The sequence below is a fragment of the Pantoea dispersa genome, from assembly GCF_019890955.1.
In the GTDB taxonomy this organism is placed as follows: Bacteria; Pseudomonadota; Gammaproteobacteria; order Enterobacterales; family Enterobacteriaceae; genus Pantoea; species Pantoea dispersa.
On sequence record NZ_CP082347.1, the window covers coordinates 605,065 to 625,956 of the forward strand.

At 59.5% G+C, this 20,892-nt stretch carries 21 protein-coding genes; 11 read left to right on the forward strand and 10 right to left on the reverse strand.

Features of this window, described 5'->3' with window-relative positions; translation table 11 throughout:
- Positions 1 to 228 precede the first annotated feature (228 nt).
- Entirely contained in the window at positions 229 to 936 is a 708-nt protein-coding gene (locus tag K7H94_RS21545) for a phage antirepressor KilAC domain-containing protein (protein ID WP_021508892.1), read from the forward strand.
- Positions 937 to 970: 34 nt separating this feature from the next.
- On the opposite strand, the gene K7H94_RS21550 is transcribed toward K7H94_RS21545, so the two are convergent.
- Both K7H94_RS21550 and K7H94_RS21555 read right to left on the reverse strand, forming a co-directional pair.
- A complete protein-coding gene (locus K7H94_RS21550; protein ID WP_021508891.1) occupies positions 971 to 1,186 on the reverse strand; it encodes a hypothetical protein in 216 nt (71 codons plus the stop codon).
- A gap of 141 nt (positions 1,187 to 1,327) precedes the next feature.
- The gene (locus tag K7H94_RS21555; protein ID WP_338047827.1) at positions 1,328 to 2,599 is read right to left on the reverse strand and encodes an NAD(P)/FAD-dependent oxidoreductase; all 1,272 of its coding nucleotides are present in this window, start codon (positions 2,597 to 2,599) and stop codon (positions 1,328 to 1,330) included.
- A 117-nt stretch (positions 2,600 to 2,716) separates the two neighbouring features.
- On the opposite strand from K7H94_RS21555, the gene K7H94_RS21560 reads away from it, so the two are divergent.
- The 5 genes from K7H94_RS21560 to crtB are packed head-to-tail and all read left to right on the forward strand — an operon-like array spanning position 2,717 to position 8,487.
- On the forward strand, positions 2,717 to 3,622 hold the full coding sequence (locus K7H94_RS21560; RefSeq protein ID WP_022547229.1) for a polyprenyl synthetase family protein: 906 nt from the start codon (positions 2,717 to 2,719) through the stop codon (positions 3,620 to 3,622).
- A gap of 14 nt (positions 3,623 to 3,636) precedes the next feature.
- A complete protein-coding gene (locus tag K7H94_RS21565; RefSeq protein WP_222952201.1) occupies positions 3,637 to 4,914 on the forward strand; it encodes a glycosyltransferase in 1,278 nt (425 codons plus the stop codon).
- Positions 4,914 to 6,080, forward strand: coding sequence for a lycopene beta-cyclase CrtY (gene crtY, locus K7H94_RS21570; RefSeq protein ID WP_222952202.1), 1,167 nt, complete (start codon positions 4,914 to 4,916; stop codon positions 6,078 to 6,080). Before K7H94_RS21565 ends, crtY begins: the two co-directional genes overlap by 1 nt.
- Entirely contained in the window at positions 6,080 to 7,561 is a 1,482-nt protein-coding gene (locus K7H94_RS21575; RefSeq protein WP_222952203.1) for a phytoene desaturase, read from the forward strand. The genes crtY and K7H94_RS21575 overlap by 1 nt, the downstream gene beginning before the upstream one ends.
- A complete protein-coding gene (gene crtB, locus K7H94_RS21580; RefSeq protein WP_222952204.1) occupies positions 7,558 to 8,487 on the forward strand; it encodes a 15-cis-phytoene synthase CrtB in 930 nt (309 codons plus the stop codon). The genes K7H94_RS21575 and crtB overlap by 4 nt, the downstream gene beginning before the upstream one ends.
- Here crtB and K7H94_RS21585 read toward each other — a convergent pair.
- A complete protein-coding gene (locus tag K7H94_RS21585) occupies positions 8,426 to 8,959 on the reverse strand; it encodes a sterol desaturase family protein (RefSeq protein ID WP_022547228.1) in 534 nt (177 codons plus the stop codon). The genes crtB and K7H94_RS21585 overlap by 62 nt on opposite strands.
- A gap of 308 nt (positions 8,960 to 9,267) precedes the next feature.
- Here K7H94_RS21585 and K7H94_RS21590 point away from each other — a divergent pair, with 308 nt between their 5' ends.
- Positions 9,268 to 10,458: a CynX/NimT family MFS transporter gene (locus K7H94_RS21590; RefSeq protein WP_222952205.1), complete on the forward strand. Its 1,191-nt coding sequence runs from the start codon at positions 9,268 to 9,270 to the stop codon at positions 10,456 to 10,458.
- 2 nt (positions 10,459 to 10,460) lie between these two features.
- Here the strand turns inward: K7H94_RS21590 and sfnG are convergent, their stop codons facing one another.
- Positions 10,461 to 11,555, reverse strand: a complete 1,095-nt coding sequence (sfnG, locus tag K7H94_RS21595) for a dimethylsulfone monooxygenase SfnG (RefSeq protein ID WP_222952206.1) — start codon at positions 11,553 to 11,555, stop codon at positions 10,461 to 10,463.
- Between the two features lie 220 nt (positions 11,556 to 11,775).
- On the reverse strand, positions 11,776 to 12,123 hold the full coding sequence (locus K7H94_RS21600) for an ArsR/SmtB family transcription factor (RefSeq protein ID WP_021508880.1): 348 nt from the start codon (positions 12,121 to 12,123) through the stop codon (positions 11,776 to 11,778).
- Positions 12,124 to 12,282: 159 nt separating this feature from the next.
- On the opposite strand from K7H94_RS21600, the gene K7H94_RS21605 reads away from it, so the two are divergent.
- Entirely contained in the window at positions 12,283 to 13,509 is a 1,227-nt protein-coding gene (locus tag K7H94_RS21605) for an MFS transporter (protein ID WP_222952207.1), read from the forward strand.
- 53 nt (positions 13,510 to 13,562) lie between these two features.
- Here K7H94_RS21605 and clcA read toward each other — a convergent pair whose 3' ends face one another.
- Positions 13,563 to 14,966 carry a H(+)/Cl(-) exchange transporter ClcA gene (gene clcA, locus K7H94_RS21610; RefSeq protein WP_081315776.1) on the reverse strand — a complete coding sequence of 468 codons (1,404 nt, stop codon included), beginning with the start codon at positions 14,964 to 14,966 and terminating at the stop codon, positions 13,563 to 13,565.
- Positions 14,967 to 15,263: 297 nt separating this feature from the next.
- Here clcA and glsB point away from each other — a divergent pair, with 297 nt between their 5' ends.
- Positions 15,264 to 16,187 (forward strand): glutaminase B, encoded by a 924-nt coding sequence (gene glsB / locus K7H94_RS21615; protein ID WP_222952208.1) that lies wholly within the window; start codon positions 15,264 to 15,266, stop codon positions 16,185 to 16,187.
- A gap of 6 nt (positions 16,188 to 16,193) precedes the next feature.
- Here glsB and K7H94_RS21620 read toward each other — a convergent pair whose 3' ends face one another.
- Both K7H94_RS21620 and K7H94_RS21625 read right to left on the reverse strand, forming a co-directional pair.
- On the reverse strand, positions 16,194 to 16,571 hold the full coding sequence (locus K7H94_RS21620) for a type II toxin-antitoxin system death-on-curing family toxin (protein ID WP_222952209.1): 378 nt from the start codon (positions 16,569 to 16,571) through the stop codon (positions 16,194 to 16,196).
- Positions 16,568 to 16,789: a type II toxin-antitoxin system Phd/YefM family antitoxin gene (locus tag K7H94_RS21625; protein ID WP_088517422.1), complete on the reverse strand. Its 222-nt coding sequence runs from the start codon at positions 16,787 to 16,789 to the stop codon at positions 16,568 to 16,570. Before K7H94_RS21625 ends, K7H94_RS21620 begins: the two co-directional genes overlap by 4 nt.
- Before the next feature lie 291 nt (positions 16,790 to 17,080).
- Here K7H94_RS21625 and K7H94_RS21630 point away from each other — a divergent pair, with 291 nt between their 5' ends.
- Together K7H94_RS21630 and K7H94_RS21635 are read left to right on the forward strand one after the other, a co-directional pair.
- A complete protein-coding gene (locus tag K7H94_RS21630) occupies positions 17,081 to 17,497 on the forward strand; it encodes a DUF2946 domain-containing protein (protein WP_222952210.1) in 417 nt (138 codons plus the stop codon).
- 65 nt (positions 17,498 to 17,562) lie between these two features.
- Positions 17,563 to 19,302 (forward strand): DUF2534 family protein, encoded by a 1,740-nt coding sequence (locus K7H94_RS21635; protein WP_222952211.1) that lies wholly within the window; start codon positions 17,563 to 17,565, stop codon positions 19,300 to 19,302.
- Positions 19,303 to 19,382: 80 nt separating this feature from the next.
- Here K7H94_RS21635 and ahr read toward each other — a convergent pair whose 3' ends face one another.
- Together ahr and K7H94_RS21645 are read right to left on the reverse strand one after the other, a co-directional pair.
- The gene (ahr, locus tag K7H94_RS21640) at positions 19,383 to 20,399 is read right to left on the reverse strand and encodes an NADPH-dependent aldehyde reductase Ahr (protein ID WP_021508873.1); all 1,017 of its coding nucleotides are present in this window, start codon (positions 20,397 to 20,399) and stop codon (positions 19,383 to 19,385) included.
- A gap of 123 nt (positions 20,400 to 20,522) precedes the next feature.
- Positions 20,523 to 20,792 carry a hypothetical protein gene (locus tag K7H94_RS21645; RefSeq protein WP_010616678.1) on the reverse strand — a complete coding sequence of 90 codons (270 nt, stop codon included), beginning with the start codon at positions 20,790 to 20,792 and terminating at the stop codon, positions 20,523 to 20,525.
- Between the last annotated feature and the right edge of the window lie 100 nt (positions 20,793 to 20,892).

Genomic DNA, 20,892 nt, shown 5'->3' on the forward strand with positions numbered 1-20,892 from the left:
GTCTTTATTTAACCTGAATCGCTTAAGCCTGGTAGCAATAGTCGAATAGGCAAGCGTATCGGTATCGGGTGCAGAGCGGGGTCCGGCGCAGTTGCGCTTTGTGCGATATCTCGCAGAGAGGCATTTCTTACAGTAACGGCTAAAAATAATACTGGATATGCAAACAGTATATTGTATACTTATCCAGCAGTCTGATGGACTGTTCCACGTTTGTAAGAGGTGATACTGATGATGATCTCAACGGAAAGTCTTGCTGCTCTCAACGCAACCCTGCTGATGAGCAGCCGTGAAATTGCCAGAATAACCGGCATCACGCATGGCGAAGTGAAGCGCCTGATTAAAAGCCTGGAAACCGCGCAGCGCCTTTCCCAGCCTGTCACGGTGAATCATTACGAGCATGAAGGTGAGACACGTCAGGAGTTTCAGCTAAATAAACGTGACTCGCTGCTGGCGGTTGCTCGTCTTTCCCCTGGCTTTACCGCCGAACTGCTGGACCGCTGGCAGGAGCGGGAAAAATTCACCCATCTGCCCGATTTCACCAATCCGGCGGAAGCGGCCCGTGCCTGGGCAGAACAGTTTGAGCAACGCCGTGCGGCGGAACAGCAACTGGCGCTGACGGCCCCAAAGGCAGAATTCTTTGATCGCTTTGTTGATGTGCATGAGTCGCTGGGTTTTCGCCAGCTGTGCAAAATGCTCAAAGTGAAAGAGCCGGAGTTTCGGCAGTTTCTGCTTGAGCGCAACATTATGTACCGTGACAAAGGTGCGCTGACGCCACAGCAGCACCATCTGCAGGCTGGCTATTTTGCGCTGCGCAGCGGAATGGGTGAAAACCAGCATGCTTTTTCGCAGGCACGGTTTACCGCGAAAGGTGTGAAGTGGGTTGCCAGCCTGTGGGCCGGTCATGTCGCTGCACGGCCGAATGGTGTCGCTGCCTGATATTCAGCCGGTCAGGACGACCGGCTGGATTCGCTTAGCGCTGATGGCGGCGGCGCTGTAGCCGATGGCGAAACTGCCTGACCTCTTCGCGTGACCAGCAGCGAGAGGAGAGCGGCAGGCTGTCATCAACCGCCGCCGGCAGCGGCAATTTCTCCAGCGTGCCACGATTACACATAGCACGCGCCAGCGTGGTACAGGGGATATCAAGGTAATGCGCCATCTGCGGCAGCGTCATCAGGGTGGTACGCATACTCACCTCCATTTGGCTTATGTTTCGCCTTCCATGGTTGAGCAGCCCGACAGATGTTTTTTTGATCGCGATCAGCCTACGCCTTAATTCAGGTTAAAAATTAATCAACCCGCTACCCTGTGGTCTGCGCCATCGCTTCGCTCACTGTGCCGCCGGAAAGTTTCGCTGAATCGGTGCAAACGCGCTGGCGGTTTTGCCGATCAGCCGTTGTGGCCGGAACTCTTTCAGCAGGTCGCTGGGACTGTCGCCGATCAGTTCTTCTGCCACCAGCCGGCCAATCAGCGGTGACAGCGTGACTCCGCTGTGCGTCACCGCGACATACACGCGCTGATGCGGGGTGACAAAGCCCAGCGCCGGCAAGCCATCAGCCGGACGCGCCCGCTGCCCGACGACAATCTGCTCGATCTGCAACGCACCGGCCGTGGCAAACAGCGCCCGGTAGCGCTCACGAAACTGATCGGCCATGGCGCCATGAGTCGACGGCGGCGCGTCCGGATCGGCCAGGTGATCGAGATCCAGCGCCTGTAACAGTAACCGCCCGCCGCCGTCCGGGCGCACGTTCAGCTGCGGAGAAATCAGGTTGGTGCCAAGCGATAACGGCTGTGGTGCGGTGCGCGCCAGAAAGCTGCAGGCCACCGCATCAGGCTTGCTGGTGTCAATCAGCGCCAGTTCCAGACCAAGCGTATGCAGCAGCTGATTGGCCCAGCGTCCGGTCGCCAGCACCAGCCGGTCGCCCTGCCACTGCTCACCCTGCTCCAGCTGCACCGTCACGCCTTCCGCATTTTCACTAATGTGCTGAATCGCCTGATGCTGATGCAGTACCGCGCCGTGCGCCTGCGCCTCTGACCACAGCCGTGCCAGATACAGCGCCGGATAGAGCACTGATTCCGTTGGAAAATGCCAGATACTGCCGTGTACCGCAGACGCGCGCAGTTCAGGAATTTCCTGCTGCAGCTCGGCCAGCGTCCTTTGCCGTGCCGCATAGCCAGCGGCCTGTAATGAGGTGGCACGCTGCTGCAGTTGCTGTTCGGCTTCACCCGCGCCGGCCCACTCCCAGGTGCCACAAGGTTCCAGCCAGCGCACGCCATTGGTCTGCGTCAGCTGCAGCCGGATATGCTCCTCCATCGCCAGCGCATTGAGGCGGTGATAGCTGGCAGGCTGTTTGCCGTTGGAGTTCACCCAGGCAAATGTGGTGCTGCTGGTGCCCGCGCCCATGTGTTGCCGGTCAAAGAGGGTCACCTGCGCGCCCTGCCTTGCCAGCGCCCACGCCACGGCGAGGCCGATCACACCCGCACCGATTATCGCCACTTTTTGCGTCGTCATAGCTGTCTCCTCTGATTGCCCGTCATCATAGCAGTCACCGCAGCGAAAACTGGCCTGAGGGTCATAGGAATTACTTCTCAGATTATTCAATAAATAAAAAAAGCGTGACGGTGTGTTAAAGTCGCTTCGCTCGCTGGCGCACTCCCCTTACCGGGTCTACGGTTAATTGAAAAAGCACAAGAATTTAACTAACCATGGAAAGCCGCTATGACCGCCCATGTCGATACCACAGCAAGCCAGGAAAGCGATCTCCTTCAGTTGCATCACGCATTGCAGGCTCATCTTGAACATTTATTGCCTGCCGGGCAGCAGGCCGATCGCGTTCGGGCCGCCATGCGTGCCGGCACGCTGGCACCGGGCAAACGTATTCGTCCGCTCTTGCTGCTGCTGGCAGCACGCGATATGGGCTGTGACGTGGCGCAGCAGGGTATCCTTGATCTTGCCTGTGCGGTCGAAATGGTGCACGCCGCCTCACTGATCCTTGACGACATTCCGTCAATGGATAACGCCCGGATGCGACGTGGACGCCCGGCAATCCATTGTGAATATGGGGAAAACGTGGCTATCCTGGCGGCGGTCGCGCTACTCAGCCGCGCCTTTGAGGTGATTGCACTCGCGCCGGGTCTGCCGGCAACGCACAAAGCCGAAGCCATTGCCGAGCTCTCCTCTGCCGTGGGCCTGCAGGGACTGGTTCAGGGTCAGTTCCAGGATCTGCATGACGGCGCACACAGCCGCAGTCCGGAAGCCATCACCCTGACCAACGAACTGAAAACCAGCGTCCTGTTTCGCGCCACGCTGCAGATGGCGGCGATTGCGGCCGATGCGTCAGTGCAGGTGCGTCAGCGTTTAAGCTATTTTGCGCAGGATTTAGGTCAGGCATTCCAGTTACTGGACGACCTGGCCGATGGCTCAAAACACACCGGCAAGGACTGTCATCAGGATCAGGGCAAATCCACGCTGGTGCAGATGCTGGGCCCGGAAGGGGCTGAACGTCGTCTGCGCGACCATCTCAGCAGTGCCGATGCACACCTTGCCTGCGCCTGCCATCGCGGTGTCGCCACCCGTCAATATATGCACGCCCTGTTTAATCAACAGCTGGCGATGTTCAACTGAAGCCGGTCATACCTATGGGGCATTTTGCCGTTATTGCGCCACCGCTCTACAGCCACTTTCACGCATTGCAGGCGCTGGCGCAAACGCTGCTGGCGCGCGGACATCGCATCACCTTTATCCAGCAAAGTGATGCACGCACCTTGCTGAGCGACGAGCGTATTGCCTTTGTGGCCGTCGGCGAGCGCACGCATCCTGCCGGATCGCTCTCCAGCGAACTCAGGCGGCTGGCCGCACCGGGCGGGCTATCGCTGTTTCGCGTGATTCACGATCTGGCCAGCACCACCGATATGCTGTGCCGCGAACTGCCCGCGGTGCTGAAACGCCTGCAGGTCGATGGCGTGATTGCCGACCAAATGGAAGCGGCGGGTGGTCTGGTGGCAGAGGCGTTACAGCTGCCGTTCGTGTCGGTGGCCTGCGCGCTGCCGGTCAATCGCGAAGCGGCCATTCCGCTGGCCGTAATGCCCTTTCGCTTTGCTCAGGATGAGAAAGCGCTGCAGCGCTATCAGGCCAGCAGTGACATCTACGACCGCATCATGCGTCGTCATGGCGCTGTCATCGCTCGTCATGCGCGCGCCTTCGGCCTGCCCGAGCGCCATGGCTTACATCAGTGTCTGTCGCCGCTGGCGCAAATCAGTCAGCTGGTGCCCGCTTTTGATTTTCCGCGTCAGCAACTGCCAGCCTGCTATCACAGCGTGGGCCCGCTGCGGACTCCAGTCGCTAGCGGCGCGCTCGCCGCACCCTGGCCAGCGCTGCGCCAGCCGGTGGTATATGCCTCGCTAGGCACGCTACAGGGGCATCGCTTTCGCCTGTTTCTGCATCTGGCTCAGGCCTGCCGCAATCAGCAGCTGTCGCTGGTGGTGGCGCACTGTGGCGGGTTGACCGCCAGCCAGGCACATCAGCTCAGACTGGCCGGTGCTGCGTGGGTGACCGATTTTGTGGATCAGCGGGCGGCACTGCAGCATGCGCAACTGTTTATCACTCACGCCGGTCTGAACAGTGCGCTGGAAGCGCTGGAGTGTGGCACGCCGATGCTGGCGCTGCCGATCGCCTTCGATCAGCCCGGTGTGGCGGCACGTATTGAGTGGCACGGCGTCGGCCGGCGCGCCTCACGTTTCAGCCGGGTCGCGCAGCTGGAGCGACACCTGCAACAATTGCTGAGTGACGATCGCTATCGTCTGCGCATGTCAGCCATTCAGGCGCAGCTGCAGCGGGCCGGTGGCTGTACGCGCGCGGCGGATATTGTCGAGCAGGCGCTGTGTCAGCAGCAAATCGTGCTGGCGGAGGCCACCTGATGCGCGCACCTTATGATGTCATTCTGGTCGGTGCCGGCCTGGCCAACGGGCTGATTGCGCTGCGTTTACGCCAGCTGCAGCCCGCACTTAAGGTTTTGCTGCTGGAGAGTCAGGCGCAGCCGGCCGGCAATCATACCTGGTCGTTCCATCGCGAAGACGTCAGCGAAGCGCAGTTCCGCTGGCTCGAGCCGCTGCTTTCGGCGCGCTGGCCCGGTTATCAGGTACGCTTCCCCACCCTGCGTCGCCAGCTGGATGGAGAATATTGCTCGATTGCCTCGGAGGATTTTGCCCGGCACTTACAGCAGGTGCTCGGTGCCGCGCTACGCACCGCAGCGCCGGTCAGCGAGGTCTCGCCCACCGGGGTCAGACTGGCGGATGGCGGGATGTTACAGGCGCAGGCGGTGATTGACGGACGCGGACTGCAGCCGACACCGCATCTGCAGCTCGGCTATCAGGCATTTGTCGGTCAGGAGTGGCAGCTGGCCGCGCCGCATGGCCTGCAGCAGCCAATATTGATGGACGCCAGCGTCGATCAGCAACAGGGTTATCGCTTTGTTTACACCCTGCCGCTCAGTGCCAGCCGTTTACTGATTGAAGATACCCACTACATCAACCATGCCACGCTGGATGCCGCACAGGCGCGCCGGCACATTACGGATTATGCCCACCAGCGCGGCTGGAATCTGCGCCAGCTGCTGCGCGAGGAGCACGGCTCGCTGCCGATCACGCTCAGCGGCGATATCGATCAGTTCTGGCAACAGCAGCACGGACAACCGTGCAGCGGGCTGCGCGCCGGACTGTTTCACGCCACCACCGGTTACTCGCTGCCCGCCGCGGTGGCGCTGGCGGAGAAGATTGCCAGCACGCTGCCCGCCGATGCCCATACGCTGAGCCACTGCATCGAATCCTTTGCCCGTCAGCACTGGCGCGAGCAGCGCTTTTTCCGTCTGTTAAATCGCATGCTGTTTCTTGCCGGACGGCCTGAACAGCGCTGGCGCGTGATGCAGCGTTTTTACCGGCTTGACGCCGGATTGATTAGCCGCTTTTACGCCGGGCAACTGCGCCTCAGCGATAAAGCACGCATTCTGTGCGGCAAACCGCCGGTCCCTCTCGGCGAAGCGCTGCGCGCATTGATGATGACCTCTCCGTTACCAGGGAAGAAATAATGAAACGCACCTATGTGATTGGCGCAGGCTTCGGTGGCCTGGCGCTGGCGATTCGTCTGCAAGCGGCCGGCGTGCCGGTCACGCTGCTGGAACAGCGCGATAAGCCTGGCGGGCGCGCCTATGTTTATCAGGATCAGGGTTTTACCTTTGATGCCGGTCCGACGGTGATTACCGATCCCAGTGCTATCGAGGCGCTGTTTACGCTGGCAGGCAAGCAACTCAGTGATTATGTTGACCTGATGCCGGTGACGCCGTTTTATCGCCTGTGCTGGGAAGACGGCAGACAGCTGGACTACGACAACAATCAGGCGCAGCTGGAGCAGCAGATTGCCACTTTTAACCCGCAGGATGTCGCCGGTTACCGCCAGTTTCTGGCCTATTCACAGGATGTGTTTCGTGAGGGCTATCTGAAACTGGGCACCGTGCCTTTTCTGCATTTCCGCGACATGCTGCGTGCCGGGCCACAGCTGGGTCGGCTGCAGGCCTGGCGCAGTGTCTACAGCATGGTGGCGAAATTTATTCAGGACGATCATCTGCGCCAGGCTTTTTCCTTTCACTCGTTGCTGGTCGGCGGTAATCCTTTTGCAACGTCTTCGATCTATACCTTAATTCACGCACTGGAGCGCGAATGGGGCGTGTGGTTTCCGCGCGGCGGTACCGGTGCGCTGGTTGATGGCATGGCGCGGCTGTTTCGCGATTTGGGCGGTGAACTGCTGCTCAACGCCGAAGTCAGCCAGCTGGAGACCGAGGGTAACCGCATCAGCGGTGTCCAGCTGAAGGATGGGCGCCGTTTTGCCGCCGCCGCCGTTGCGTCAAATGCTGACGTGGTGCACACCTACGATCGCCTGTTAAGCCGGCATCCTGCGGCGCGTAAACGCGCGGCAACGCTGAAGCGCAAGCGGATGAGCAACTCGCTGTTTGTGCTCTATTTTGGTCTTAATCATGCCCACCCGCAGCTGGCGCACCACACGGTGTGCTTTGGTCCGCGCTATCGTGAATTGATCGATGAGATCTTCAATAGCAGCCAGCTGGCGGAAGATTTCTCGCTGTATCTGCACGCGCCCTGCTCCAGCGATCCGTCGCTGGCACCGGCGGGCTGCGGCAGTTTTTACGTGCTGGCGCCGGTGCCGCATCTCGGTACCGCCGCAATTGACTGGCAACAGGAAGGACCGCGCTTGCGCGATCGCATTTTTGCTTATCTGGAGGAGCACTATATGCCGGGTCTGCGACAGCAGTTAGTGACACACCGTATGTTTACGCCGTTTGATTTTCGCGACACGCTGCACGCGCATCAGGGCTCAGCGTTTTCGCTCGAACCCATTTTGACACAAAGCGCCTGGTTCCGGCCGCATAACCGCGATGCCGACATCACTAACCTTTATCTGGTGGGGGCTGGCACGCATCCCGGTGCCGGTGTGCCAGGCGTGATCGGCTCCGCGAAAGCGACCGCCCAGCTGATGGTGGAGGATCTGACCGGATGAACCAACCGCCGCTGATTGAGCAGGTCACGCAAACCATGGCGCAGGGCTCCAAAAGTTTCGCCAGCGCTACCCGGCTATTTGATCCTTCAACGCGCCGCAGTACGCTGATGCTGTACGCCTGGTGTCGTCATTGTGACGATGTGATAGATGGTCAGACGCTGGGAGAAGGCGGCACGCAGCACGCGGTGGCGGATGCCCAGGCACGGATGCGCCACCTGCAAATCGAAACCCGCCGCGCCTACAGCGGTGCCCACATGGATGAACCAGCGTTTCGTGCCTTTCAGGAAGTGGCGCTGACACATCAGCTTCCCCAGCAGCTGGCGTTTGATCATCTGGAAGGGTTTGCGATGGATGCGCGTGAAGAACGTTACGCGTGTTTCGGGGACACGCTGCGTTACTGCTATCACGTGGCCGGCGTGGTGGGGTTAATGATGGCGCGCGTGATGGGCGTACGTGATGAGCGCGTACTCGATCACGCCTGTGATTTGGGTCTGGCGTTTCAGCTGACTAATATCGCACGGGATATCGTTGAGGACGCGGAGAATGGCCGTTGCTATCTGCCACAAAGCTGGCTGGATGAGGCCGGACTGAGCGCCGCCCAGCTTGCCGATCCGCAACATCGCGCAGCGCTGGCCCCGCTGGCAGCGCGTCTGGTGCGCGAGGCTGAACCTTACTATCAGTCAGCGCGCAGCGGGCTGCCAGGATTGCCGCTCCGTTCGGCGTGGGCGATCGCCACCGCGCGCGGCGTTTACCGGGAAATTGGCGTAAAAGTGCAGCATGCCGGTGCCCGGGCATGGGATACGCGCCAGCGCACCAGTAAAGGCGAAAAGCTGGCGCTGCTGGTGAAAGGTGCCGGCGTCGCGCTTACTTCGCGCCTTGCTCATCCCCAGGCGCGTCCTGCCGGTCTGTGGCAGCGTCCGCGTTGACACGACGCCCATGGCGCTGGCGCAGCGTCGCCTGCAGCTTGTGCAGCGGCGGGGCGTAAAGAAAGCCAAAGGAAACGCAGCCTTCCCGTCCCCGCACCGCATGATGCATGCGGTGCGCCATATACAACCGCTTCAGATAGCCTTTGCGTGGAATATAGCGGAACGGCCAGCGCTGATGGACCAGACCGTCGTGCACCATAAAATAGAGCGCGCCATAGGTCGTCATGCCAGCGCCAATCCATTGCAGCGGCCAGACACCGTTGACACCCAGCCAAATCAGGCCAATCGACAACAGCGCAAACACTACGGCATAGAGGTCGTTGAGCTCAAATTTGCTCTCATGTGGTTCATGATGCGACAAATGCCAGCCCCATCCCCAGCCATGCATAATGTATTTATGCGACAGCGCCGCGACGATCTCCATCAGTATCACGGTAGCCAGCAGGATAAGCGCATTCCATAACCAGAGCATCATTGGTCCATTTGCGAAGAGTGAGAGTATAAAGGTGGACGTGGATAGCGAAAGGCGCAAGTCCCCGGCAAAAAAACGCACCGGCAGCGTAAATACCAGCCAGGTCACAGATGCGTGCTGTCACCGTCAGACAAGCAAAGCGGCAAGGAGGTTACCCTGCATGGCGGCCGGGTCGGTCTGCTTTACATCGATTTAACAGCTGGTTAGTATAGCCAGCGGTTCAGCGGTCCAGGCTGCTGCGTACGCGTTAACGTCAATCAACGCACCATATGCAGAGACTTTCTGCCTCATTTCTATGGTGCGCAAACATGTCCCATACCGCTTTATCTGCTGATTCTGCCCTGCGTCGTTCCGGCTTTTTCCTGCTGCTGCTGTTACTGACCGCCGCCAACTTACGCACGCCCATCACCGCCACCGGGCCGGTACTGGAAAATATTCGCCTGACATTTGGCCTGAGCGCCAGCGCTGCCGGCGTGATTAACTTTTTACCGCTGCTGATGTTCGCCACGCTGGCTCCGCCAGCCGCCTGGTTTGGCAATCGCTTTGGCCTGGCGCGCAGTCTGTGGGGGGCGTTACTGCTGATCGTCCTGGGTTCACTGCTGCGAATCAGCGGCAGCGAAACGGCACTGTGGCTGGGGACGCTGATTCTCAGCAGCGGGATCGCGGCGGCCAACGTCCTGCTGCCGCCGCTGATTAAGCGGGATTACACCGCGCACACCGCGCGCTATATCGGGCTATATGCCATGACCATGGGCATCACCGCCAGCATTGCTTCCGGCGTGGCCGTGCCGCTGGCCGAACTCAGCAGCGCCGGCTGGCGTCTGTCGCTGGCGGTCTGGCTGATTCCGGCGCTGATCGCGCTGCTGGCATGGCTGCCGCAGCTGAAAAATCCCGCGACGCATGAGCAGCGCGCGACAGAGGTCACCGTAACGCGTTCGCCGTGGCGTTCCGCGATCGGCTGGCAGGTTTCGCTGTTCATGGCCAGCCAGTCGTTACTGTTTTATACCCTGATTGGCTGGTTTACCCCGTTCGCACAGGATAATGGCATCAGTCAGCTGCAGGCGGGCGGCATGTTGTTCGTCTATCAAATTGTGGCGATCGCCTCCAATCTGGCCTGTATGCGGGCGCTGAAGCAGCTGCGCGATCAGCGTCTGATCGGGCTGCTGGCCTCGCTGTCGATCTTCATCGCGGTGACCGGCCTGCTGCTGGCACCCGCATGGTCGCTATTGTGGCTGATTCTGGCAGGCCTCGGTGCGGGCGCCTCGCTGCTGATCAGCCTGTCACTGTTTAATTTACGCACCCGGGACCATCGCCAGGCCTCGAAACTCTCCGGCATGGCGCAGTGCGTGGGTTACGGGCTGGCGGCGCTGGGACCGCTGTGCTTCGGCATGCTGCATGATGTCAGCGGCAGCTGGCAGCTCCCGCTGCTGATGCTGTTGGCAGTAAGCGCGCTGCAAATGGCGATGGCGCTGCTGGCCGGACGCGACCGCGCTATCTGACCTCAGACCGTGACGGCGTTAAGCGCCTCCTGCCGTTCCAGTTCGCGCACGCGTGGGATCACTTCCCGCCCAAAGAACTCCACCTCTTCATGGAAATGCAGAAACGCCAGCAGCAGTAAATCCACGCCAGCGCGTTTCTGCTCTATGATGCGCTCAGCAATTTGCTGCGGCGTGCCAATCAGATTGGTTTTAAAACCGTCGTTGTATTGCACCAGATCCTCGAAGGAGGATTTGGCCCAGTTGCCCTCGCCTTCCGGCGACGCACTGCCGGCATTTTTCACCTCATGCTGGAAGCCTTTCACTGCATCCGGATTGGCTTTGGCGATGATCTCCTGCAGCACCGCCTGGGCTTCCTGTTCGCTCTCGCGGGCGATGACAAAACCATTCAGGCCGATTTTAACGGCGTGCTGATTGACGGCGGCTTTGGCGCGGATATCGTCCACCTGCTGGCGTACGCCCTGTGGCGTGTTGCCGTTGGTGAAGTACCAGTCAGACACCCGTGACGCCATGTCCCGCGCGGCGCGCGAGCTGCCGCCCTGAAAAATTTCCGGCAGCGGATCGAGCGGTTTAGGCTTGAGCGCGTAGTCGCGGAAGCGATAAAAATCTCCGGCGAAGCTGAAGCTGCTTTCACGCCAGATGCCGCGCAGGCAGCGAATAAACTCTTCCGAACGCAGATAGCGCTCTTCGTGATCGAGCCAGGGTTCACCAATCGCTTTGAACTCGCCGCGAAACCAGCCGCTGACAATGTTCACCGCGATGCGCGGACCGTACAGATGGCTGATGGTGGCGATCTGCTTCGCCGCCAGCGTCGGGTTCCACGGCCCCGGCAACAGCGCGGCAATCACTTTGAGTTTTGTGGTGTGGCTCAGCAGATCCTGAGAGAAGGTGACTGATTCGTGCTGATTATCCGCGCCATAGCCGGCGGTGAAGCGAATCTGCGTCAGGGCATAATCGAAGCCAGCGCGTTCAGCGATTTTCGCCAGTTCACGGTTGTACTCCGCGTCCCAGCGCGTGCGCTGCTCGATCTGACTGATGACTAAACCACCTGAAACATTAGGCACCCAGTAAGCAAACTGCAGCGGTTTTACCTGTGACATAGGTTTCTCCTGAGACTTCTTATAGCTGGATTAATGGAAAATTATCTTCATTAATGCTTTTGGCTATAAGAGGCTATGCAGTGAGCGTGCCAGTTCCTGGCAGAGATTAAACGCCTGATTTGCGGGCTAACTGAATGAGAAGATGAGGAATGTCTGTTGCGGATGCAGCAGCCGCTGTCGCCAGGCTGTTGCAATTGCAGCCGCTCCGGCGAAAAGGGCGCTACTCCGCGTGCTGAAAAGCCTGCAGCGCGCTTCGGGTGGCGGCATCGTCAACGGCGGCGCTGAGCAGCGCATCAAGCAGACCAGGAAAGCGCGCGTCCAGATCGTCGCGCCGCAGTGACAGCAGATTCTCGCGGCCAGAGGGTTTTTGCCAGATTACGCCGCTGTCACGCAGTACCCGCCAGTGGTGGGTTAAGGTTGATTTGGATACGCCTTGCAGCAGCGAACCGCAGCTGCGCGCCTCCCCCTGAGCCAGCAGCGCGACGACCGCCATGCGCATCGGATTGCCCAGCGCGGCCAGCACATTCTCCAGCCTGATGGCGTCACGCGACGGATGATTTTCCAGCATTGCTTATCTCTGTAAGGGCGTAAGACAGCAAATTATCCGTGAGTCGGCGGGCGATGTATAGCGCAGTACGAGCGGTGCGCCAATCGCGCTGCGCTAATTTACGATGTCACATTGCTGCTCTATGCTTGTCACCATCCTCCACTCTTTCTTCATCACAACATGAATGCAAATCCGATAGCGCATCCCGCTGCTTTGCGGTCTCTCCAGGCGTTGTGCCTGGTCAATTTTTTCATGGCCGATGTGCGTGATGGACTCGGCCCTTTCCTGGGGATCTTTCTTACTGAACATGGCTGGAGAGCGGATGATATTGGCTGGGCGATGACTGCCGGTGGTTTAGCCGGACTGCTGGCTACGCTGCCGGCGGGTCTGGCAACCGATGCCACGCACCATAAAAAAGGGCTGCTGATTCTGGCCTCACTGCTCATTACGCTGGCCACCCTAATGCTGTGGTGGTTTCCTTACGGTGGAGTGGTGGTTGGCTCGCAGGTGGTTACCGGTCTCGCGGCCGCGCTTATTGCCCCGTTACTGACCGGCGTCACCCTCGGCCTGACCGGCTCTCAGGGGTTCAGCCAGCAGATGGGGAGAAACGAGGCGTTCAATCATGGCGGCAATATGACTGCCGCGCTGTTTGCCGGGTTTGCCGTCTGGCTGTGGGGCACCGATGCGGTTTTTATCCTGATGACCGCGATGGCACTGTGCGCATGTTTTGCCGTGGCCGCCATTCAGCGTAACGCGATCGATGACCGCGCGGCGCGCGGCGGTGCCGGACAGCAGGCCGCAGAGCTTCCGGGTTTCTCTGCCCTGCTGCGCAATCCGGTGCTGCTGATTACCGGCCTGACGCTGCTGCTGTTTCACCTCGGCAACGCCGCGCTGTTGCCGATGCTGGGCATTCGCGCGGCGGCAACGCACAGCGGACAACTCAGCCCCGGTGTTTATACCGCTGCAACCGTGGTGATTTCGCAATGCGTGATGATTCCCGTGGCGTTAATCGCCGCCCGAAACGCCAGCCGCCTCGGTTTCCCGCTGCTGATAACCCTCGCGCTGGTGGTGCTGCCGGTGCGTGCCGGCATCGCCTCCCTGTTCGATGGCACCTATGCGATGGTACCGGTACAGATTCTTGATGGTCTGGCCGCCGGGCTGCTGGGCGTGGCAGTACCGGGCTACATCGTCAGCGTGCTTGACGGCAGCGGACACACCAATGCCGGCCAGAGTTTCGTCATGCTGATGCAGGGTGTGGGCGCGGCATGCAGCCCGGCACTGACCGGCAGCATCGCCGCCGCCTGGTCTTATCAGGTCGCTTTCGCCGTGCTCGGCAGCATCGCCCTCGCCGCACTGATGCTCTGGAGCCTCAGCCAGCGCATCCGATGGGTTAAAAGCCGGGCGTGAGGTGATATCTTTCCACCCGGCTTGAGTCGCGCTTCGATAAGCCGGGATAATCCCTATTCCGTCCGGGCGCTGGCGCGGTTAGTGAGCTGTGCTTTGGCCAGGGTGCGCGCCAGGATTGAGGAATAAAGCGGTTTGCCACCAAAGAACTGCGCCGCCAGTGTCGCGCCCAGGCAGGTGATGATCATCGGCAGAATCAGTTGATAGTTATTGGTCATCTCCAGCACCAGCACGATGCCGGTAAGCGGTGCGCGCACCGAGGCGGCGAACAGCGCGCCCATCCCGGCGACGGCAAAGGTGGCGGCTTCCAGCTGATAATGCGGGAACCAGTCGGCGCTCAACTGACCAAAGCAGGTGCCCAACAGCGTGCCCAGCGTCAGCATGGGCGCAAAAATGCCGCCCGGCGCGCCTGAAGAGAAGCAGCAAATGGTGACCAGCGTGCGCAGCGCGAAGAGAGCAAACAGCGCCAGCGCGCCATAGTGTCCGGTAGCGAAATCCGGAATCAGCGTCGTTCCGCCGCTCACCGCCTGCGGCAGCAGTAAACCCAGCACGCCGCACAGTCCGGCCAGCAGGCTACCGAACAGCACCCAGCGCCCGGTACGTCCGAGATGCAGGCGCTGAAACTGGTCCTGTGCGAGAAATATCAGCCGGTTGAACGCCACGCCGCAGCCGCCAAACAGCACACCCAGCACCAGATAGAGCCACAGCGTCTCGGTGGGCGCGTCACGCAGCTGACCGATATTAATGATGGCTTCATTACCGTTGAGCACGCGAAAGACAATGCTCGACATAATCACGCCAACAAACACCGCTTTTATCGATATCAGGCTATAGCGAAACTGCGGGCGCATCTCTTCGATAATGAACAAAATGCCGGCCAGCGGCGCGTTGAACGCCGCCGAAAGCCCCGCCGCGGCACCGGTCGCCAGCAGCGTATGACGCGATTCGGAATCGCGCACGCGAAACAGATCGAGGCACATACCGCCGATGTTGCCGCCAATCTGTACCGTGGGTCCTTCGCGTCCCAGCACCATGCCAGAGCCCAGCGCGCCCATGCCGCCGATAAATTTAACCGGCAGCACGCGCCACCAGCGCACCGGGCGCAGCTCTTCCAGCGCGCCCTCGATTTCCGGAATGCCCGAGCCTCCCGCCTCTGGCGCGAAGCGGCGCACCAGAAAATAGCCGATGCCGCCCAGCAGCGCCGAAATAAAAAACGCGCTCAGCAACGCCATGGCCAGGTTATCCGCACGCTCCGTCAGCCAGCCGATCCGCAGGTGGAGAATAAAATTGACCGCGCGATCGAAAGCCACCCCGACCAGCCCGGTGAGGATACCGACCAGCGCGGCCAGCAGCAGCAATGCCAGCGGGGTTTTATCGCGTCGCAGCAATTTTTGCAGCAGCATAAAGCGCCCGGCGCGCATCGCGTTGGCAGGCTCGGTGGCATCAGGTAAGGCAGACATCGTCATCCTCAATTACAACGGTTGAGCGCATTGGCAGCGCCGGAAAGAGTTGGGGCTTAGCATAACCAAAATTGCCTGATCGGTAACTCAATCATTCGCAACATAATTTTACCTCAGGCCGCGCAATGTGGCGTAGGCGCCAGGCTGGGTTGCGATCGGGCGCAACAAACCGGGCAGAAAATCCGCAATGCAGTGCAGGCTTGCTGCAGCATGCTCACAGAATTTTGCGCGGTGGATTGACGCGCCGACGGCAAATCACCATGATCGCGCCAGGATTAGTCACCCCGGAGCCAAAAGGTGTCGGAACTCAGTAATGCATTGCTTGAAGAGATTGTCACGGACGTACGCCCCCTCACCCGGCAGGGCAAAGTGGCAGATTATATCCCGGCGCTGGCCGGCGTGGATGCCGATCAACTGGGCATCGCCATTGCCACCGCCGATGGTCGCAGCTATCAGGCCGGCGATGCGGGCACGCGCTTTTCAATCCAGTCCATCTCCAAAGTCCTGTCGCTTACCGTCGCGCTGACGCTGTACGAGGACGCCGAGATCTGGCAGCGCGTAGGCAAAGAGCCATCCGGCCAGGCATTCAATTCACTGGTGCAGCTTGAACTGGAACAGGGAAAGCCGCGCAATCCATTCATTAACGCCGGCGCGCTGGTGATGTGCGATTTGCTGGAAAGCCGGCTCACCGCGCCGCGCCAGCGCATGCTGGAGTTTGTGCGTCGACTGGCACAGCAGCCGGACATTCAGTATGACCGTGTGGTCGCGCGATCTGAATATGAGCACTCGGCACGTAACGCCGCCATTGCCTGGCTGATGAAGTCGTTTGGCAACTTTCATAATGACGTCAGTAAAGTAATGGAAACCTACTTTCACTACTGCTCGCTGGCGATGAGCTGCAGCGAACTGGCGCGCACGTTTCTCTATCTCGCCAATCACGGTCGCACGCTGGATGATGAGTGGGCGGTGATCTCTGCACGCCAGGCGCGGCAGGTGAACGCACTGATGATGACCAGCGGCATGTACGACGGCGCCGGTGAGTTTGCCTGGCGCGTGGGCATGCCAGCTAAATCCGGCGTCGGCGGCGGGATTGTCGCAGTGATTCCCGGTGAGATGAGTATTGCCGTCTGGTCACCGGCGCTGGATCATTCCGGTAACTCGCTGGCCGGCACCGCCATGCTGGAGAAACTCACGGAGCGGCTGGGGCGATCGATATTTTGATGCGGGTTAATGAGCGCTAAAGAATGAGCGTAATGCGCGGGCAAGATCGTCAATGCCCGCTTCACCGGTGGCGGCCATAACGGTCAGCTCAACTAACTCTGGCCGATCATGCACCTTTACCCCGTTGCGTTTCAGAAACAGCATGGTGACGTTGAGAGAAGTCCGTTTATTAGCGTCAGCAAAAATGTGACCACGAGAAATAGCAACCCAATAGGTTGCAGCGAGCTCGTAAACATCCTGCACACCTTCATAAAACTGCCGATTAATGACTCGGGTAACGATGGCTTCCGCACGGCCCGGATCCTGCATTCCCGTAACACCGGCATAACGTCTCAACACATAATCGTGAAGCGCAATGACTTCATCGGCTGAAACATGATTCATCTATCGGCCAGCGCCTGATTTGAGGCATCAAACTCCCCGATCAGTTCGGCAAACTCTGCATCAAGCGCAGCTTTACGATAGGCATCAAAATGCGCTTTGCTAATGACAACGGCAGAATCGCCGCTGCGACGTGTAATTTCCACGGCTTCGCCCGCAATGGCCTGGTCAAGCACCTGAGAAAAATTCTCACGCGCGCTGGTATAGGTGAATTTATTCATAATGGCCTCCGACTTGTACAGGTCAATAGTACAGGTTACACACCATTGCAACAACAACAGAAGACACCGTTGATTGCAGCGAATCGTTGCTGACAGTCAGATCTCGCTGTACAGCTCATAGTGTTTCTCTAATGTACTCATCAGGTTGCAATTAAGTTAACAAACGCACCACGTTAAGTGACTCTTTTCAAAAGGTGCGAATTTTGTCGCTCCCAGCCTCACTTTTATTAACCCTTGTGCGGCAATCGCGTTACACTTCGGCCTCATTTGTTGAAGCACTCAGTATTTGCCATGACGTTTTCCTATCACTTTCGCCAGCACCTGACCGCCTGCGTCGCCATTGTGGCGGTGCTGTTGCTGTTCGTCGCGCCGATTGTGTCGAAAACGCTGCTGGAGCGGCAAACGCGCATTGTCCTCGTGGCGTCGCAGAGTCTTTCATCTGCCATGCCAATGCACCATCACGATATGCCGATGGAGATGGCGATGCCGGGCATGATGCATCACAACATGGACGACGGCGAATTTGCCTGCGGCTATTGTGATTTGCTGGTGCATGTTCCGCTGATGATGTGGGTGTTTATCCCGTTCATCTGGCTGATGCTGGTGATCTCGCGCGCCCCACCGCTGCCGCCGCTGGTGGCACCCCGGCCGCGCCGCTTCAGCGGTACCCATCGTCCGCGCGCGCCACCGGTTTTTCTTTCCTGCTGAATCTCATTAATCGGTACAACGCCTGCGCTGTGCCCTGACATTCTCTTATCGGAAGGAAGACGGCTTTGTCTGCTGTTCACTCTGCAGCACCGCGCGGCGCGGTGCTTAATCTGCTACGCCGCTTACATTTTTACATTGGCCTGTTTGTCGCGCCGTTCATCTTCGTGGCGGCGCTCAGCGGCACGCTGTATGTGCTGACGCCGCAGCTGGAAAATCTGATCTACGCTGATGCGCTCACCGCGCAGCCGCAGGGCAATGCACAACCGCTCTCGGCGCAGATCGCCGCAGCACGCGCCTATGCGGGCGAAAATCAGCACATTTATGCGGTTCGACCTGCGCCCGCCGCGCGCGATACCACGCGCGTACAGTTCAGCGATGCCACACTCGGTCCGTCGCAGTCGCGCGCGGTGTTTATCGATCCCTACAGCCTCAAAGTAACCGGCGACATGACGGTGTATGGCACCAGTGGCGTGTTGCCGCTGCGCACCACGCTCGATCTGCTGCACAGTAGCCTGTTACTCGGTGACTTTGGTCGCAACTACAGCGAACTGGCGGCGAGCTGGCTGTGGGTGGCCGCGCTCGGCGGCGTGCTGCTGTGGCTGGGCACACGACCAAAACGCCGGCTGAAAACCGTGCGAAAGGGGTTTGCCTTCACCCGGCACTGGCACATCACGCTGGGGCTGACGCTGCTGCTCGGGCTGCTGTTCTTCTCAGTTACCGGCCTCACCTGGTCACAATGGGCAGGTAGCAATATCGATAAGATGCGCACCGAGCTTAACTGGCTGACGCCACAGGTAAATACGGCGCTCAGCGGTGATGCGCCCGCCGCGCCGGCGGATCCTCACGCCGATCACCGCAGTATGCCGGACATGGACATGACCAGCATGCCGATGTCGTCGATGGCGAAACCGGCGGCGCAGCCGGCGAAGTCACTGCCGGCAAATGCCGCCGACGCTGACTGGGATCGCGTGCTGGCGGCGGCGCGTCAGGATGGCATCCGCGCGGCCAAAGTGGAGCTGCGCCAGCCGAAAAGCGAGGGCAAAGCCTGGACGGTGAGTGAGATTGATCGCAGCTGGCCCACCCAGGTGGATGCGGTGTCCGTAAATCCGCACAGCTTCGCGATTGTCGATCACGTCTGGTTTGATCGCTTCCCGCTGGTGGCAAAACTGACGCGCTGGGGCGTCGATGCGCACATGGGCGTGCTGTTTGGCTGGCCTAATCAGCTGCTGCTGGCGCTGTTTGGCCTGGGTTTATGCAGCATGATTGTGCTGGGTTATCGTATGTGGTGGCTGCGCCGCCCGGCTCTGGATCAGGCCAGCCCGGCGCAAACCCTGAGCGCAAGCTGGCTGGCGCTGCCGCACTATGCCAAAGGTGTCTGCCTGATGCTGGCGCTGGCGCTCGGTTATGCCCTGCCGGTGATGGGCGTCAGCCTGCTGGCCTTCGTTCTGGTGGACGTACTGCGCTGGCGCAGACAACAGCGGGCGCCGATGAGCGAAGCGGAAATTCTCGCCGCGCAGCAGTCGCCGCTCGGTATCGTGCGGGCGCGCTTCACGGTGAAACGCAAGGAGATGCGTTACTACCTGCGTGGGCTGTTTATTCTGGCGCTGATTGTCGGTACGGTGATGAGCAATGCGATTATCGGCGGCGTGATCGATCAATACGGCATCCCGTTCAGCCACTGGACGCTGACCATGTATCTGACGCAGGGCTTTATGATCGCGCTTTACACCACGGTGTTCACCGCACTGATGTCGATTCCGCTGTGGTATTTCTTCCTCGGCGAAAAGGATGATTCGCAGGGATAAGGCGTAAAAAACGGCGGATAATTCCCCATCCGCCGTTTTGTCTGACAAATGTCAGCGAGTTATCCGCCTCAGATTCCGACTCAGAAATCGGCCTTCAGCACCACGCGGTAATTAGCTTTACCGGCGCGTACGTGATCCAGCGCTTCATTGATTTTTGACATCGGGAACTCTTCCACCTGCGGTGCCACATCGGCGCGTGACGCCAGACGCATCAGCTTACGCAGCTGGCCCGGTGAACCGGTAGACGAACCCGTTACCGCGCGATCGCCCAGAATCAGACTGAACGCCGGCACCTCAAACGGCTTCATCACCGCGCCCACGGTGTGGAACTTACCGTGCGGAGCCAGTGCCTGGAAGTACGGCTGCCAGTCCAGATCGACGGCTACGGTGCTGATAATCAAATCAAACTGCCCGGCCAGCGCGTTCAGCGCCTGCGGATCGCGGCTGTTGACCACACGATCGGCGCCCATGGCTTTGATGGATTCGGTTTTGCTGGCATTCGAACTGAACGCCGTAACTTCAGCACCCATGGCGCGCAGCAGTTTGATCGCCATATGGCCGAGGCCGCCAATACCGATAACGCCGACGCGGCTGGTGGCCGTTACATGGTGCATCAGCAGCGGTTTGAATACGGTAATGCCGCCACACAGCAGCGGACCGGCAGAGGTGATGTCCATGGATTCCGGCAGCGGAATCACCCACTGCCAGTCGGCGCGCAGATGGCTGGCGAAACCGCCTTTGTTCATGATGGTGGGCACTGAACCGTTCTCACAGTTGACCTGCTCGCCATTGATGCAGGCATCACAGTGCTGGCAGCTTTTCGCGGTCCAGCCGATACCCACGCGCTGGCCGACCTTCAATCCTTTGTCCTGCGCCGCATCGCCGAGTGCGCTGATGCGACCAATCACTTCGTGACCGGCAATGACCGGATAAGAGGAAATGCCCCACTCGTTATCAATCATCGACAAATCAGAATGGCACACACCGCAGTAATCGACCTCAACCAGCACTTCTTCCGCCGCCAGCGGACCGGTTTCGTACTCGTACGGTACCAGCGCATCACCGGCGTTGTGTGCGGCATAACTTTTGATTTTCATTACTGTCCTCTGTTTTCAGCGTTGTTAACCCAGGAAGTCTAGCAGAGCGTATTGCCTGATTAAGATTAAGTTTCAGCCAATTAGACTCTGTTAAGCGCAACGGGGAAAGAAAAGCATTTCGCGTTAAAGCGAATCGTGACTGGGCGGACTGCGGAACGCATGGCGCGCCTCTTCTATCAACTGGCTGGCGGTGACGGTGGGCGGCAAACGCGTCAGCACTTTGCTGGCCTGCCAGTAACACAGCACCATCTCCTCGTTAGTTTCGTTCTCCGCCATTTCCCTTAAGCGCCTGCGCAGGCTCAGCACGTCCAGCGTTTGCTGTTCATCCACCATCTCAGCGATGGTTTGGTTGATGACCTGATGAATAATTTTCCAGGAAAGATCGGCAAACACATTAAACCTCGTGACGTAGTAACGGGCTCCAGGCAAATGAGGAAAAGGTGCACGCCCAGCGGCACGCAAATAATCTAACTGGGATAACTATAGCCGCTTA

Coding starts and splice junctions, on each gene's coding strand:
- K7H94_RS21605 (WP_222952207.1), top strand. CDS start 12,283: ATGAATGCAAATCCGATAGCGCATCCCGCTGCTTTGCGGTCTCTCCAG.
- K7H94_RS21600 (WP_021508880.1), bottom strand. CDS start 12,123: ATGCTGGAAAATCATCCGTCGCGTGACGCCATCAGGCTGGAGAATGTG.
- sfnG (WP_222952206.1), bottom strand. CDS start 11,555: ATGTCACAGGTAAAACCGCTGCAGTTTGCTTACTGGGTGCCTAATGTT.
- K7H94_RS21620 (WP_222952209.1), bottom strand. CDS start 16,571: ATGAATCATGTTTCAGCCGATGAAGTCATTGCGCTTCACGATTATGTG.
- ahr (WP_021508873.1), bottom strand. CDS start 20,399: ATGAAAATCAAAAGTTATGCCGCACACAACGCCGGTGATGCGCTGGTA.
- K7H94_RS21585 (WP_022547228.1), bottom strand. CDS start 8,959: ATGCTCTGGTTATGGAATGCGCTTATCCTGCTGGCTACCGTGATACTG.
- K7H94_RS21545 (WP_021508892.1), top strand. CDS start 229: ATGATGATCTCAACGGAAAGTCTTGCTGCTCTCAACGCAACCCTGCTG.
- K7H94_RS21550 (WP_021508891.1), bottom strand. CDS start 1,186: ATGCGTACCACCCTGATGACGCTGCCGCAGATGGCGCATTACCTTGAT.
- K7H94_RS21630 (WP_222952210.1), top strand. CDS start 17,081: ATGACGTTTTCCTATCACTTTCGCCAGCACCTGACCGCCTGCGTCGCC.
- K7H94_RS21560 (WP_022547229.1), top strand. CDS start 2,717: ATGACCGCCCATGTCGATACCACAGCAAGCCAGGAAAGCGATCTCCTT.
- K7H94_RS21590 (WP_222952205.1), top strand. CDS start 9,268: ATGTCCCATACCGCTTTATCTGCTGATTCTGCCCTGCGTCGTTCCGGC.
- K7H94_RS21575 (WP_222952203.1), top strand. CDS start 6,080: ATGAAACGCACCTATGTGATTGGCGCAGGCTTCGGTGGCCTGGCGCTG.
- K7H94_RS21565 (WP_222952201.1), top strand. CDS start 3,637: ATGGGGCATTTTGCCGTTATTGCGCCACCGCTCTACAGCCACTTTCAC.
- crtY (WP_222952202.1), top strand. CDS start 4,914: ATGCGCGCACCTTATGATGTCATTCTGGTCGGTGCCGGCCTGGCCAAC.
- clcA (WP_081315776.1), bottom strand. CDS start 14,966: ATGTCTGCCTTACCTGATGCCACCGAGCCTGCCAACGCGATGCGCGCC.
- crtB (WP_222952204.1), top strand. CDS start 7,558: ATGAACCAACCGCCGCTGATTGAGCAGGTCACGCAAACCATGGCGCAG.
- K7H94_RS21625 (WP_088517422.1), bottom strand. CDS start 16,789: ATGAATAAATTCACCTATACCAGCGCGCGTGAGAATTTTTCTCAGGTG.